This window comes from Mesobacillus subterraneus (assembly GCF_023715485.1).
GTDB classification, from domain to species: domain Bacteria; phylum Bacillota; class Bacilli; order Bacillales; family Cytobacillaceae; genus Mesobacillus; species Mesobacillus subterraneus_B.
Genome location: NZ_JAMBOF010000022.1, coordinates 46754 through 62312, shown reverse-complemented (window position 1 = coordinate 62312; position 15559 = coordinate 46754). Strand labels below are relative to the sequence as shown.

Here is a 15559-nt window from a genome sequence, read left to right as displayed (position 1 = left end):
GGCTCCATGTCAAGTGTTTAAGCTGAACGATCAAGTTTAAATGATTAAACCAGGGAGCAATTCCCTTCAGTAAAATCAATATGTTTCATTTAAGACTCTACTATTTGGGGGCTTGACCACGGTTCTCATGTCTCATTCGAGATCCGAAATAGTTAAGAAAAACCGTAATTAATCTTGGTTGAGTCCTGCCGTTAGACAGAGTTCTTATCAGACTGTGCCTAGATTACATGGATTCTTACAATTCACGAGACGCCAGAACCGTCCCCTTGTCGCATAAATAAAATTGATAAAAAAATTGATGGGGAAATTAAAAAAATTCAACATTTAGAGCTTCAGAAAAACTCTTTTATGCAACAAATGTTTATATAACAAAACATCAAAGAAGCAAAGGGACTTGAAAAGAACCCTCTGCTTCTTTTGTTAAGCTACGTCTAAGCACAAAACTATTTAGATTCGATGTGAAACACTGGGACGGTTCTGGTGTTTCACAAATTGTTAAAATGTGTAATTTCAAGAAACAGAAGAACCGTCATCCAGTTACCATATTGTTTACCAAATAGCTAACAAAAATCCACCCACATCCAGTGAAGTGGCAGTCTAGCTTTATACAAATCAACTACTACTATTTCAAAACTTTATATTCTATCTAGTATGTGAAATATCCGATTGGAATGGATGAATAACAAAATCTTCTTCTAATATGTCATCAATTAATTTGGTGCCCTTGGCAACTTTGTTATTTCCACCAAGGGTCTTGTATTTATCATATACATAGTTTGCACTAACCTTGATATTTTCTTCTGAAAAATCGTTAATATTTATATGTCCTAATTGTTCGGGAGAAATATCTTTAGATTGAATAATCTTAGCAGAGCAAACATACATGACGTAAAAAGAAATATCAGATTGCTCACTAACAGTATATATACCAAGACTGTTGATCGTTTGCTTAACTCTCTTTCCAATTAGTGCAGCTTTATAATAACTATTCAAAATTTTATTATTGATATATAAATACTTATACGTTTCTTCATCATTTAATAATGTTGAAGGTCGTGCCCTAGCATAGTTAGGTTTCTTTAAAAGAATAGATATCAAACATTGAGCAAGAAAAGGTATACTTATAATTTTTTCTTTTGGTTTTCCCTCATTCTTATAAAAATTCTTTCTTCGATCATAAAATAAATCCTTGGTTTTTAAATAGTTTTCAATCTCTCTGTGAATACTATCTGTTCCTCTCAAAATAGCCTTAGGAATAGTTGTTTGACTGTTTGTTGCTAATATAATATTATCCCTAGAAGCATCATTATTAGGAACAATAATCCGTATAAGGACTTTTCGTGTTTCCTTTTCCAATCCTTTTACTTCATTTTTCATAGTAAAATAATTATAAATTTCGGTTGATGTTTGCAATCCATTTACAATTTCAGGGTTTTTTATTTCAAACAATTTCGTGGATTTTTGATCAATTTTAGTGGCAAGCATTGTAATACCGTTATTTAACCACCAAAAATCTTCTTCAAAGTTCATTTTCCCTAAGGTTTCTGCTATTTCTTTATTAACAGTTGTTTTACCTTGATAGTCCCTTACATTTGCTTCAAAAATATGTTTTATTAATTTTTCACTTTCATTAGTAATGAAGTTAAAGTATTGATTTAAATCCGCCAAAACAATATACTCTTTTTCTTCAGTAACAATAATTGGCGATTCCGAAATGTGTAATACAAAGTCAATTTTCGATGGAGCATCATATAATGCCAGTATTGCTTGAGCATCAATGAAGTCCACCATAACATTTGTATTAGGACTTGGATACAGCCTTTTTAATTTTAATTTTACTTCTTCAGCTTGTTGTTTAACATTTATATGAATTTCATTTCCTAGTGACACATAAACGAACTTGAAATTCACTTTGGGTGATTTAGTTATTAGGTTTAAGAAGGTATTATGGAACCTCTCGAAAGATTCTAATAAATCATTATTATACCTTTTAGAAAAGTTTGTGTTTTTAAATGTGTCTAATGAAAATAGATTGTCGACTACACTTTTCCATTTATCGAAGGCATTTTCACGGAAGGATGTTTCAAATTTAGATTGAATTATATATAAATCTAAAGTGGGGTTCTTTTTAATATTCTCAAGTGGAGTGTCATCTAGAATCAACTCGTCATTAACAAACAAAAACAATCCATCACAGCCACCATCATTACCATTACCAATTACACCTTTTTCTAGTTCCTCATCACTTAAATCATAAGACTTCAAAATTAAATCCGCGGAGAAAAATTCAAAGAATTCATGAAGTTTTTTATTATACTGACCATTTTCATTAAGTATCTTTTTCTCTTGTTCTGATAGATTTTCTTCAAAACTCTTTTTAATTAACTCACTTGAAATAAGCTGAGAATTGTCTAACTTCTTTCCCACTTTTTACAACTCCTATATTCTCTAGTCATAATTCAATAAAAGTAATCATCTTCTTTAAAATTCGACATTCTTTGCTATTTTCCTTTTTATTTCTAATTTTACTATCTTAATGAAAATAAGGAGAATAAAACCTAGTCTTGATTTCGGATCACTCTCCTTTTTTACCCATAGAATTAGCTCAGTGAAAAGATATTTAGCTATTTACTTAACAGAAGCATAAGATTCGTGATTAATGCTTCCCCAATTTTTTGTTAACTTTCACTGAGAATAAAAGAAAATTACCGATCAATAAGATGTGGTAAAATATAGAAGTGAGTTATTTTGGAGGAGTGGTAACTTGTTTAATACAAGGGAAGTTGCAATTCTAATTTGGATGGGAATCTTTATAAGTTATGCTTTTTACACATTAACGAAAAAGGGCGATGAGAAATATTTCACAGGACTTCTTGAATCATTCAAAAGATTGGCAAATCACCCTATTATGATACTTACATTTGTTTATATAGTTGGACTCTTTTATCTCTTATATGAATTTAAGATAGTGGTAGGTTGGGAACTAATAAAGGATTATGTTAAATTAATTCTTTTCGGCTTGTTTCCAATGATTTTTAAAGTGTCCAGTAAATACAAAAGTGTCAATGTTTTTGAAATGGCTTTCGGCCTTGTAAAATTCAGTATCGTTCCGATTTTTATTATTAACGAATATACATTTAATCTTTTTGTTGAGTTAATTTTAGTGTTTGTAGTTACAATGTTAGTTTTATTGGTTACTTTCGCTGAAATTAAACCTGAATATCGATCCGTTAAAAACCCTTTAAATTGGGTTTTAGGTATTATCTTTTTATTAGTTGTCGTTTTTGCATTTAGAAACTTTTTTGTAAATATTGATGATGTTAAAAGCATAGTTTTTTGGGAAAAGATGTTTTTGGAGTTATTGTTACTTTTGCACTTACCTTTATTACTGTTTTTGCAAATCGCGATGTACTATGAACAGATTTTCATTAGAGTTAAATTTAAATCTCAATTAGGAAAAAATATTAAAAGCAAGTTCTCCATTGTCTGGGTACTATTCAGGAATTGTCATTTCAATGTGAATAATTTGGAGAAGGCTGTCAATCAAGTAACTCGTAATAGAGTGCAATCTTTACAAGAGTTAGAGGATATTTTTAAAGAAACTGCATAGAGGAAGCAAAGGGACGTACCCTTTGCTTCTGGGCACTGGAATCGTCTCCAAATAGTTTCTCTGATCTTTTTTGAGAGACACAGTGACGGTTCTCTCGTCTCATTCGTGAACCGAAATAGTTAGAGAAGAACCCTGAGTATTCTGTTTGATTCCATGCCCTCACGACAAAAAAGATGTTGAATAAAGTCATTTCAAATGTAAGAATGGAGAAATAAAAACTTTCCTCCATTGAACTTTGCTAGATATTACATGGTTATATTTTTTCAATTCCCGAGACGCCGGAACCGTCCCCATGTCTACGTATGTCGAAAAGTATTTTTTTTTGACATCCCACCAACGGGTCAAACCGTTGATATATCAATATTTATAGAGGGAGTGCTTTTAATTGCCGCTCCATTTTTTAATTCCGAGGCATTTTAAGGACCTTTAATCTTGTTTGAGTAATTTCGGAGCGTAATTTTATTAAATTCACTTTATTATAATCGCCTTTCTCAATTACTGATTTTACTCTATTAATAACATCATTCGCTTCTAAAACTGGCTCTAAATCGTCCTCGGTCAAGTTTTCATCACCGAAAGTGTAAGTAATAGGTTCTTCATTCAGAAGCCTACGTAAATAGAGGAATTGGTTCCTCTCCATCGTCATTAACCCTCTTACAGATTGCTTTTCGTGCTCCTTCAACTGTTCAATTATCAGGTCTAATTCAAATGCCACTTTCCCGAGAAATCTGTTTAAGATTTGCTTGTCATCAAAATAGTCGGTATCCCATTTTTCTTCTTTATTTCGCAAATGAAAGATCCAGTTAAGCAAAAAGCCTATTATTGCGCCAAATATTGTGCCTACAATTAATGAGGTCCAATCCATCAATAACACTCCTTTGATTTTTATTGTTAAATTTTTGACAGCAGCCGAGATAGTACATTGAGATGTAAGTTACTTGTCTTTTTGAAACTTTCATTGTACCTGTACGTAATTCACTTATCAAAAAATTGTATTTATACTCGGAAAGGAGAAAAGTATGGGAATAGACCCTTCAATCATTTTATCTATATCAAGCTAATTCTTTATCACATAAATTCCATTGTTGTTGTCCATCGCTATCAAAAAGGTTGTGTCTAACAATTGGGGTGCAGTTCAAACGGATGCTTAATAATCCCAGTATTCGCCTGTATCTATCCTGCCGTGACCGTAACGGCAAATCCATTGCCAGGTCCAACCACCATAAGGAGATGGAGCATAGATTCCATTCATAGATTGACCACACACACTGCAATTGGGAGTTTCTAACGAACGATAATAGGGAGAGGAATCGCGATGAATGATTTCATTTGTAACCTCATCCGCTTCTTCAAGCTCTTCCCTCGAAACCATCATGGAATCGATATGCTTAAATACCTCTTTTACGTTTATCGAGTATTCAAGCCTAACTGAATCAAATAAATGTTTCAAATCGGGATGAACGTGCTTCTGATTGCCCTTTTCTCCATAATCATGAAAGTTGCCTGTTATAAAATAAGCCTCTCCAACAATATTGTTATCTTTTAAATACTGAACACCACTTAATACGATTAAAGCATCGCCAATTTGATTTTTATTCTGGAATGGCGCTTTCTTAGCCAATGCCATCTCAGCAGCATCCACCTTATTTTGGTCAGTAGTCGGACAGATTGTGGCAGATTCGATTAACCTTTCCACCACTCCAATATTTTTGTTTGCCCTCTCTTCTCCATATTGATCCTTTTTATCTGATACGCTTTTTATCAAAGCTGATAATAAAGCTTTTTCACTGGCAGTCAAATATTCCTTTAGATGTTTAGCGTTTGTCAGTGTCCCTTTAAGTCTCTCTTTCATATGAGCTCTTACTATATCAGCTTTTCCATTAACCCATTCATTTTTCACCTGTTCAGGAACAAGGATTTGAGCCTTACCCTTCTTAACCAAGTCTTCTAATTGCTCTAACGCACCTGAATAAAGATCCTCCGCTAAGTAAATCCAAATTGATGTATCTATGATTACATATTTCAAGAAAATGCATCCCCTTTCAATAATGTATTTCTATAAAAATACTTATTTTCCTTTTAGAAAATTTAAAAACGAGTATTGCTACTCGTCATAAACAGTTTATCAACACGTACACTCAAGTAGAGAAAATCCCTACTAAAAACTATTAACCATCATCCCGAATGAAGCTTCAGTTAAGCGCGTAAAATTACGCCAGTGCGTAAAGATATGTCTTGTAATGCATCCCCTTCGGCCTTGCAGGAGATGTTTCAAAGGTAGACAGACTGTCTGCCCCTAACCTTTCACGGATTTTTTGAGCTCTTCATTATAATCCTTTGGAGAGGCGATAGAGTAAATTAGCTTTGTGCAGTTCAGTAAATATAAACCATAATCTAAATCCGCAAATATCAACCACAATAGATGCTTATCCTCCATTAGCCATTCCCACATAACTTTTTCTTGCCACACTCATACGCAAGGTATAATCTTTCCTTGCAAGCTCGAGAGACATGGGGACGGAGTTCTCATGGCCCATAAAATATAAGAAATTTAGTGTGGCTTTGTAGTTTTATTTTTTAAAGAATTAGTGTGGTTGATTATCAGGTAAGTTAAAAGTATGTAAAAATTATTGGTACATTGGGTTCACCCCCAGTACCACCACCCCTACAAAAAAATCGCCCCCCCTTCATTCATCTCCTTTGCCTTCTCAAAAACCCCCTTCGCCACAGCCAAATCAAAATGAGCCGCCCCAACCGATTTAAAAATAGTAATATCCTCAACTCCACGTTCGACCCGATTCACATGAAGTTCCACCAATGTCCCAGAAAGCCGATCAAACGACCATCTCCCTCGTTGCACTGCATCGGTGAATTCTCCGGCTTCCGCTTTCATCCCTTCATAATCATCTGCATATATCAATGTTGCTCTTTCAATCGCTCCTAACGGTATTTCCCGCATTTCGGGTAAATAACTACCCACACCGATAATATGGGTCCCTGCTTTTACATACTCGGCATCAAACACTTCTTCGGTTGATCGGGTCGCACAGCAAATAACGTCAGACTGGGCGATGGCTTCGTTCCGGTCGACACCGGTATGTATCTTAGCGGTAATACCCGCTTCTTTTAGCTTTTCGCTGAATGTGTATGTCTTATCGATGGTACGATTGATTAAATAGATGTCTTGAATCGGCAGCACGTTCACGATTCCTAGTACTTGCTCAAACGCCATTCCGCCTGTACCAATGACGGTCAGCACTTGGCTGTCTGGCCTGGCGAGGTTGCGGGCTGATATGGCACTTAATGCGCCGGTTCTCAATCGTGTCAGATAAGAAGCGGACAGTAGGCTTATATGTTTTCCTGTTTGTAGTTCTGTGAGTAAAATAGCTCCTTGTGTGGTCGGAAGATTCGCTGAGCTGTTATCAGGAAAAATCGAGACAATTTTGGTCGCTGCCATCGACGTTCCATCTGAACTTGGCATATAGAGAACAGATCCGTTGCGTTCAGGGACATTCAATACCGTCCGATGAGGATTTTCAACACGCCCTTGATGAATGGCCACTAACATGGCTTCAACATCTCGAATGGCATCTTCGATTTTATAAATCGATTGAATGAGTTGTTCGTTTAGAATAAGCATATAGAATTTCCCCTTCCTATGTAAAAACTCGGCCAAAAACATCTGGCCGAGTAATGGTTAACTTGCAATCGTAGTTTGTTTGTGTTCAACGCGGCTTTTCACTGCCCAGATGGCAATCAGTGACACCGCAGCAGTAAACATGATGTAGAGTGCAACTGGGACGTAGGAATTATCGAATGATGCGAGTAACGCTGTGGCAACAAGAGGCGCTGTACCACCAGCGACTGCGGCACCGATTTGATAACCTAGTGAGACACCAGTATAACGAACCTTGGCATCAAAGATTTCGGAGAACATGGTTCCAAGTACAGCCGTAATCGGGGCCCAAATAATTCCCAAACCGATAATCGTCGCCAAAACCAACATTAGCACACTGCCTTGATGAATCATCCAGAAATATGGGAAAGCGAAAGCCATCATTGCTAATGTGCCGGCTATATACATTTTCTTACGGCCCACTCGGTCAGATAAACTTCCCATGATTGGAATAAGGATGGTCGTAATGACGGTTGAAATCATGACAGCGCCTAACACAGCGGAGCGGCTAAATCCTAGAGTGCTTGTCGCATACGAAACAATGAACGTGCTGAAAATATAGAATGGAGCTGTCTCCACCACTTTCGCACCGATTGTGATCAGCACTTCTTTCCAGTAATAACGAAGTGTATCGGCGATTGGCAGCTTTGGAATCTCACCACTTTCCTTAACTTTCTTGAATTCAGGTGTCTCGTCGATTCCTTTACGGATCCATAAACCAAAGACTACAAGTAATGCACTAAAGATGAATGGTACGCGCCATCCCCAAGTCATGAATTGCTGCTCTGGCAATAAGCTCATGAGCCAAAGAGCGAGTGTACCCATCACCATTCCGATCGTCACACCCATTTGCGGAATAGAACCAAAGAATCCTCTGCGTTCTGGCGGAGCATACTCAGTTGCAAGCAACAGAGCTCCTCCCCATTCCCCTCCGATTCCAAGCCCCTGGATGAGACGAAGCGTAATTAAAATGATCGGTGCAGCCACACCAATCGCTTGATATGTAGGCAGAATCCCCATCGCGAATGTCGCAGCACCCATCAAGCTCAATGTTAAAACAAGTGTTTTTTTCCGGCCGATTCGATCCCCGATATGACTAAAAATAATTCCTCCAAATGGCCGAATAAAAAACGAAAGTGCAAACGATGCATACGCTAAAAGCAAGCCTACTGTTGGATCCTCGTTGACAAAGAATAATTGGTTAAATACAAGTGCGGCCATTGTTCCATACAAGAAATAGTCAAACCATTCAATAGAACTACCAACAAGGCTGGCAATCAATACACGCCTAGTCGTTTTTTTATCCAACTGTTGCATTTTCTCTTCCTCCCCTTTTAAAATTGAAGTGTCACTTCAATTAAATATTAAGATAATGGTTAATATTCTGTCAACTTTGCTCAATTTGACACAATCTTCTTCCAAGATAAAAATGGTAAATAGGAAGGTGGTAGTTTTATGATTGGTGTACGACTTAAAGAAATTCGTAAAGAGAAAAAAATGACCTTGAAAGAACTTTCAGAAGGAGCCGGTGTATCCATCAGCTTTCTATCACAAGTCGAACGCGGAAAGTCCAGCGTCACACTAGAATCACTACGAAAAATTTCTGAAGTTCTAGGCGTCAATCCAAGTATTTTCTTCTCAAATAACAATGAGCCTATAAGTGAACCTTCATTTCATTATAAAGACCTGACACAGCAAGTCCCGAATCCAGATTTTCATCCTATATTAGTCACTCTTCCAGCAAACCAAAGCGATGGACAACCCTTTGCACACAGCGGACATGAATTTGTCTATGTAATAGAAGGAACATTGACACTACAAATAGGTGTAAAGATGATCGAACTCCAACAAGGAGAATCCTGGTTCTTTTCAGCCAGCGAAACGCATTACTGGTATAACCATACAGATCAGACGATTCGGTTTTTAGTTGTGTCGTCAAGGTAAGAAGTAAGACAGGAAACACAGAGATGGTTCTTGTCCCATCCGGAGTCGAAATAGAAGAAGGTGGAGTGAATCTAGCATTACGCTGCTTCTATCAATGATTAATTGGATCCGACGATGCAGAAACAACAGAGTAAGATTAGCAAACAAGGAAGATTTGAATTGCATCTACAGAAAAAATTAGAAACAGAGGGACTGTTATTTTTCCCACGAATTACCACATTCTAACTTTTCACACGTATTAGAACCTTCCCGTTTTCCCGTCGGAAGGTTGAGCAACGAAAAGCCAAGTTGCTCTCATCATTTTACATTCCGTATTGCCTCTGTAATTTAGAAGTTAAACATGGAACACTTCTCTAAACAGAAATAATATCAGATACCAATACTCTCTTATTGAGACAGAGGGAGGGTCATCTCCTCAATATTATTACTTTCAATTTAATCCGGCTCTTATACTTTTGGACGGTGCCATTAACCAAATGATACAGCAGCAAAAAAAGACCCTTCAGCACTCAAGCAAGAATACTGTAGGGTCTTTTGTCTTTCATCGATTCGGACCTGACACTCGGCATATGACTTAAACCATCGATAAAGTAAAAAACAATTTAATCAAACGATTGATCTATAACCGACAGCAAGGACTTCAGGCTTCCACCAACTAAACTGAAATTTTCACTCTCGGGTCTTGCAGTAATAAAAGGCCTGCCGCTCCCATTACTCCAGCGTTGCCTCCCAGATTGGACTTTTCCATTTTTATTGTTTTTGTTAGGGATTTTATTCCTCGCTCCCTAACTGTTTGCATTACCTGAGGAAGGATAAACTCTGATACATTCATAACGCTGCCCCCAAAAACAATCACATCAGGATTGAACAGGTGAATAAGATTAGTGACACCTACACCCAGAAAAAAACCAGCTTCCTTTAATATTTCCCTTGAAAAAGAATCACCTGCGAGCGCAGCTTCTCCTACTACTTTGGCTGTAATCTTCGTTTGATTAATTCCCCTCAAATAATGGCTTTCCTCTCCCTGTGATAACCTATATTTTGCTGCATTTGCGATAGCCGTTCCAGAAATAAGGTTTTCAAGGCAGCCCCGGTTTCCGCAAGAACAGCGTTGACCATTATAATCGATGGAAATATGCCCAAACTCACCTGCACTATCGTCTACACCATTGACCAGTTTCCCATTACTTATGATCCCTGACCCAACCCCAGTACTTACTGTAATATAAATTAAATGATTGTGACCCTTTCCACTTCCCCATAACCATTCACCTACAGCAGCTGCATTTGCATCATTAGATAGTGCAACAGGAATACTCAAGTGGTCCTCAAGAAGTTTCCCGATAGGGACGTTTTTCCAACCTAGATTCCCTGCCTCCAGCACTGTTTTTTCATTTGAATCGATTATACCAGCCGATGCAACTCCAATCCCTCTAAGTCGAGCCTTTTGGATGGAAGTTTCAATTAGAACTTTATTTATCGAGTGAAGAATTCGCCGAAAGACCGCTGTTTCACCTTCCATAGGCTTTGTTTCCATTTCTGCACGGCCTATAATATCCCCATTCTGATTAATAAGGACTGTAAGGATTTTTGTACCTCCTAAGTCGACTCCTATCGATAAATCTTTTTGGATACTCATCCCCTCCCTTCTACCTATTTACAACTGAAAAATCGAATAATGAATCCACCGTTTCAGATATCTGTTTTAGTAACAAATCGGGATGGACTTGATGCGGCGAAATTTCTGGAATGATGTATCCCTTATAGTTTATGTCACGCAACGCTGTGTTGATTTTGTTCCAATCCACATCACCAGAAAGGAGGGGAACAAACCCTTCCAGATTCCCTACTGTTTTTTTAAAATCTTTAACGTGGATAGAAATGATCCTATGGGAAAGTATGCGGATCCACTGTTCTGGATAGCCAAAATTAATAACATTGCCAACATCGAAATAAGATCCCACCCATGGATTGGAAACTTCGTCTATGAAGGCAGCCATTTCGAGTGGACTCAGTAGAAACTTATTCCAAACATTCTCTATTCCTATATTCACTTGTAATCTTTCCGCATCTTCTGCTAGCAGCTTAACAGCTTCAATCGCTCTGTAGTATACCGTCTCATAGGAAGCTTCCCCTGTCACAACACCCGGAACGACGAGAATGGTTTTCGAATCAAGGTATTTCGCCGCCTTTAGCATTTGCTTTACGATGTCAATCCCTTTCTTTCGAATTGTGGGATCTGGATCTGTAAGCGGATATTTCCACAATAAGTCTGTTGAAATCGAAGGGATTGCTATCTGGAATTCCTCTGCGGCCTTTTTTATTACAGGAAGGTCTTCATCAAGCTGATCCAGTCTTAAACCAGCATTTGGTGCTGTCGAAAGATTAATTTCTACCCCTTCAAAATGAAGCATTTTTGCTTGCCCTAAAATCTCAATCAAGTCCATTTCATTCGGAAAACACCATGCGTTAATTCCTTTTCGCATATCCAGACCTCGTTTCAATATTTAGACCTGCTCGTTCTCGCGCAGCCAGCGCAGTTTCTAAGGCTGTGAGCACCTCTGACTCTTTAATCAATACTTCTGTATTATTTAGGATAGAATCCACAAAATGTTTCAGCTCTTCATAAAACGGATCCACTTCAGGCTCCTCCTTCAGTAGTTCTGTATAGTCATTTAAAGAACTAACAGAAAAAGGATACTTTCCTTTACTATCAAAAACGGCACTGCCATGCTGTCCATCCACTTCAATTCTTTGATGGAGGTGTTTATTTCCTTTACTAGACCATATTCCCTCCAGCCTGACAAATGGTCCATACTCATACTTTAAATGAACAAAAATCCCCTGCATGCTGTTCGAATGAATTTGATGACTGGAAACTACAGTTGGTTTTCCAAAAGACCAAGCAAGAAAATCAAAATCATGAATAATGAAATCCAGAAATGGGCCACCACTTTTATTAATATCTTGGTACCATGAATATCCATTATGAACAGGGTAGTCCACTGCTCTCGTCATCCGAATTGAGTGAATCTCCCCTATAGTCCCATCTGATATCAGATTCTTCATCCTTATATAGGGAGGCATGAAGCGACAAACTTGCGCGATCATTAACTTCACTTTATGTTCTTTGCAAACCCTGTACATTTCAATTGCATCATCAATAGATAAAGCGATTGGTTTTTCGCAGAGAATATGTTTTTTACCCTTTGCTGCTTTTATAACGGTTTCTTTATGCAGGAAAGTTGGAAAACAGATATCAATAGCATCGATTTCCTGATCCTCCAGTACCTTATCCAATTCAGTCGCAACCTCTGCTTGCAGGATATTGGCTATATTTCTTGCTTTAACTGCATCAATATCCACCACCGTCTTCACACGAACATCAGAAAGTTTGCTAAATGCCTTTGCGTGGCGCTCAGCAATATTTCCTGCTCCTAACAGCCCGATCGTCAGCAATCTTTTCAACTCCTTAAACTTGGCTTAGTTGAATAGGTTCTTTTTGCCGAGATGATTTGTATGCTGCCAATGCAACCTCCAAAGCTTTTAATCCATCCAGTCCGCTAATGGATGGAATTCTTTCTTCTTTTATAGACTCAATAAAATCTCCCATCAATCCTGCGTCCATTTCATCACCCCAATAATGGTATTTATGGCCTCGCTCGTTAAAGACATCTATTTTTTGAGCAAAAGCATCTACTGATAACGTCCCTTTTGTTCCAACTATTTCTAAAGTTACATCCCCCCATGTTGGGAACGATGGATTTCTGGACCAGCTGCAATCAAGAGTAGCAATTGTTCCATTATCAAATTCCATTGACAAAATACCACAGTCATCAATTTTTTCACTTACAAATCGATTATCTACTTCCGCATAGACTTCTTTTACCTCTGACTTTAAAAACCATCGCATGATATCCACCACATGAACAGTGTGGTCAATAACCGCACCGCCCCCAGAAAACTCTGGCTGGATGAACCATCCACCAGGATTGGTTCCCCGATTTGTTCCCTTGATCGCTAAAACTTCGCCCAGCTCCCCTGAATCTATGATTGTCTTTGCTCTTAAAACAGGCGACGAGAACCGTACGGGGAAAGCTGTCTGGAGAATGATATTGTTCTCTTTACAAGTCCTAATCATTTCAAGTGAATCTTCAATATTCGTCGCTAGAGGTTTTTCACATAATACATGCTTCCCCGCTCTGGCAGCTGCTACAGTATGTACCTTATGCATACTATTTTCAGAGGTTATAATGACTGCATCAATATCCGTACTCAGCAATACATCTAAACTTTCGTAATATTGAGTGTTGAAATCCTCTGCCGCTCTCTCTCCCCGGTTTGGATCATCATCATAAATTCCTGCTAATTTTGCGCCTGGATAGCTTTGGATAGCTTTTGCATAGCTGAAAGCATGCATGTGAGCAAAACTGATAATCGCTAATTTCATTTTGTCAGTTCCTCCTTTACAGACTTCAAAAAGACTGGCTTATTTGTATCCATAGCTTCCTGGGCCGCCAAGGCAATTTCCAGAGCTTTAAGCCCATCATCGCAAGTAACAATCGGATCTTGTCCCGAATTCATACAGTGAATAAAATGTTGTAGTTCCTGAAAATACGGATTCTCTTTTAATGGGCTCTCCGGAACAGTAACACCCGCTGTTTGAATAGATGAATCAACGTGTCGGACCAAATGAACTGGCACTGCCTTCTTACTGTCATAATCAACAATTCCCTTTTCACCAGCAAATTCGAAACTCGAAGAAAACCCTTGATGAGCCCAGGTTCCCTCCAGGTGGGCAATAACACCATTCTTAAACTTAAGAGTGACAAGAGTGTAGTCCAATTTCTCCCTGCCTTTTATGCCCCGTGCATAAACTCGCTCCACTTCACCAAAGCACCAGCGTAGATAGTCAAAATCATGAATTAATAAATCCAGGACAAGCCCGCCGCTCTTTTCACGGCTTTCGTACCAATTTTCCCAACCGGCCGGGAATCCTCCTCCTCTTGAAGTTCTTATCACACCCGGTCTTCCAATACCTCCGTCTTCAATTATTTGCTTTGCCTTTACATATTCCGGGAAAAAGCGTACAACGTGCCCAACGAATAATTTAATACCTTTTTCCTTACAAAATTCAATCATCTCCTTAGCCTCGTCTATACTCCTCGCCAAGGGTTTCTCACAAATCACATTTTTCACAAATTGGGCTGCCTTCTTTACAAATTCGAGGTGAAGATAAGTGGGCAGGCAAATATCAATTACATCTATTTCCGGCAAAGCTTCCATCGCCTCTTCCATTGTAGGAAACACTCTTGTGCCAGTTTGCTGTCCTAGCTGTTTAGCAGCATCAGCCCGTATATCCACAATTCCTGCTAGTTGCACGCCGTCCATATTTAAATAGGAATGTGCATGGACAGTCCCCATTGTCCCCGCACCTACGATAAGTACATAGTTCATAGAGTAACAACTCCTTAAATTTTATTCCTTGATAGAACCAGCCATAAATCCTTTTATGAAATACTTCTGGACAAAGCTAAACATTACCGCGATCGGAAGGGTAGTTAAAATGCTGGCTGCCATCATTTCATGCCAATAAATTACGTTTTGCCCGGCAAAATCGGTTAATGCAAGGCTGACGGGTCTCAGAGAAGATTTCGAAATAAATATTAAAGGGATCAATAAATCATTCCAAGCCATAATGAACGCATAAATGGCTGACATGGCGATACCCGGTGCTGCGAGGGGCATTACGATCTTGAAAACCCCTTTTATCCTTGAACAGCCATCAACAAATGCTGCCTGTTCCAAAGTAACCGGGATATTCTTCAAATAGCCATGAAGCAGCCAGACAGCCATTGGCAAAGTAAAGGCACAATTTGTAATGACCAGTCCCGCCAAGGTATTGAGCAGGCTATACGACTGGGCCAATTGGTATAACCCTACAATTAATACAACTGGTGAGAACATCTGAGTAACCAATACAAAGAACAACATGCTATTCCTGCCGGCAAAGTGGAACCTGCTTAATGCATATGAAGCTGGAAAGGCTATAATAATAGTAATAATGGCTGTCAGTGTGGCCACTATTAAACTATTAAAGAAGGGTGTTTTAAACTGGTACTCCCCGAACCAGACGTTAATGTAATTTCCCCATTGAGGTTCAGCCGGGAACCACTCCGGCGGCCAGTTGAAAATATTCTCATATGTTTGTAAAGAAGTAGACAACATGACGAAAATAGGAAATAACATGAACGAAAAGATTAGAATAAGCGTCAAGTGTATGGGAAAATTCCTGAAGGTTTTACTCATAAACTTTTCATCCTTTCATA

General features: G+C 38.3%; 13 protein-coding genes. 2 read left to right on the top strand and 11 right to left on the bottom strand.

The features are described from left to right. Positions 1–642 precede the first annotated feature (642 nt). Positions 643–2427, bottom strand: a complete 1785-nt coding sequence (locus M3204_RS23930; protein WP_251487650.1) for an AIPR family protein — start codon at positions 2425–2427, stop codon at positions 643–645. Between the two features lie 337 nt (positions 2428–2764). On the opposite strand from M3204_RS23930, the gene M3204_RS21520 reads away from it, so the two are divergent. Next, entirely contained in the window at positions 2765–3610 is an 846-nt protein-coding gene (locus tag M3204_RS21520; RefSeq protein ID WP_251487647.1) for a hypothetical protein, read from the top strand. A 400-nt stretch (positions 3611–4010) separates the two neighbouring features. Here M3204_RS21520 and M3204_RS21515 read toward each other — a convergent pair whose 3' ends face one another. From M3204_RS21515 to M3204_RS21500, 4 genes are all read right to left on the bottom strand, one after another. Further along, positions 4011–4475, bottom strand: coding sequence for a hypothetical protein (locus tag M3204_RS21515; protein ID WP_251487645.1), 465 nt, complete (start codon positions 4473–4475; stop codon positions 4011–4013). Positions 4476–4757: 282 nt separating this feature from the next. Beyond that, a complete protein-coding gene (locus M3204_RS21510) occupies positions 4758–5636 on the bottom strand; it encodes a PIN domain-containing protein (RefSeq protein ID WP_251487642.1) in 879 nt (292 codons plus the stop codon). 639 nt (positions 5637–6275) lie between these two features. After that, complete coding sequence (locus M3204_RS21505) at positions 6276–7250, bottom strand: ornithine cyclodeaminase family protein (RefSeq protein ID WP_251487638.1); 975 nt, start codon at positions 7248–7250, stop codon at positions 6276–6278. A 57-nt stretch (positions 7251–7307) separates the two neighbouring features. Next, complete coding sequence (locus M3204_RS21500; protein ID WP_251487668.1) at positions 7308–8594, bottom strand: MFS transporter; 1287 nt, start codon at positions 8592–8594, stop codon at positions 7308–7310. Positions 8595–8741: 147 nt separating this feature from the next. Between M3204_RS21500 and M3204_RS21495 the strand changes: the two genes are divergently transcribed. Continuing rightward, entirely contained in the window at positions 8742–9230 is a 489-nt protein-coding gene (locus tag M3204_RS21495; RefSeq protein ID WP_251487635.1) for a helix-turn-helix domain-containing protein, read from the top strand. A gap of 655 nt (positions 9231–9885) precedes the next feature. Here the strand turns inward: M3204_RS21495 and M3204_RS21490 are convergent. The 6 genes from M3204_RS21490 to M3204_RS21465 are packed head-to-tail and all read right to left on the bottom strand — an operon-like array spanning position 9886 to position 15539. Beyond that, positions 9886–10869: an ROK family protein gene (locus M3204_RS21490; RefSeq protein ID WP_251487632.1), complete on the bottom strand. Its 984-nt coding sequence runs from the start codon at positions 10867–10869 to the stop codon at positions 9886–9888. A 10-nt stretch (positions 10870–10879) separates the two neighbouring features. Further along, positions 10880–11716, bottom strand: a complete 837-nt coding sequence (locus tag M3204_RS21485; protein WP_251487629.1) for a sugar phosphate isomerase/epimerase family protein — start codon at positions 11714–11716, stop codon at positions 10880–10882. Beyond that, positions 11700–12698, bottom strand: a complete 999-nt coding sequence (locus M3204_RS21480; protein ID WP_251487626.1) for a Gfo/Idh/MocA family protein — start codon at positions 12696–12698, stop codon at positions 11700–11702. The genes M3204_RS21485 and M3204_RS21480 overlap by 17 nt, the downstream gene beginning before the upstream one ends. Before the next feature lie 4 nt (positions 12699–12702). After that, a complete protein-coding gene (locus tag M3204_RS21475; RefSeq protein WP_251487623.1) occupies positions 12703–13680 on the bottom strand; it encodes a Gfo/Idh/MocA family protein in 978 nt (325 codons plus the stop codon). Continuing rightward, positions 13677–14687: a Gfo/Idh/MocA family protein gene (locus M3204_RS21470; protein ID WP_251487620.1), complete on the bottom strand. Its 1011-nt coding sequence runs from the start codon at positions 14685–14687 to the stop codon at positions 13677–13679. Before M3204_RS21470 ends, M3204_RS21475 begins: the two co-directional genes overlap by 4 nt. A gap of 21 nt (positions 14688–14708) precedes the next feature. Then, positions 14709–15539: a carbohydrate ABC transporter permease gene (locus M3204_RS21465; protein WP_251487618.1), complete on the bottom strand. Its 831-nt coding sequence runs from the start codon at positions 15537–15539 to the stop codon at positions 14709–14711. Between the last annotated feature and the right edge of the window lie 20 nt (positions 15540–15559).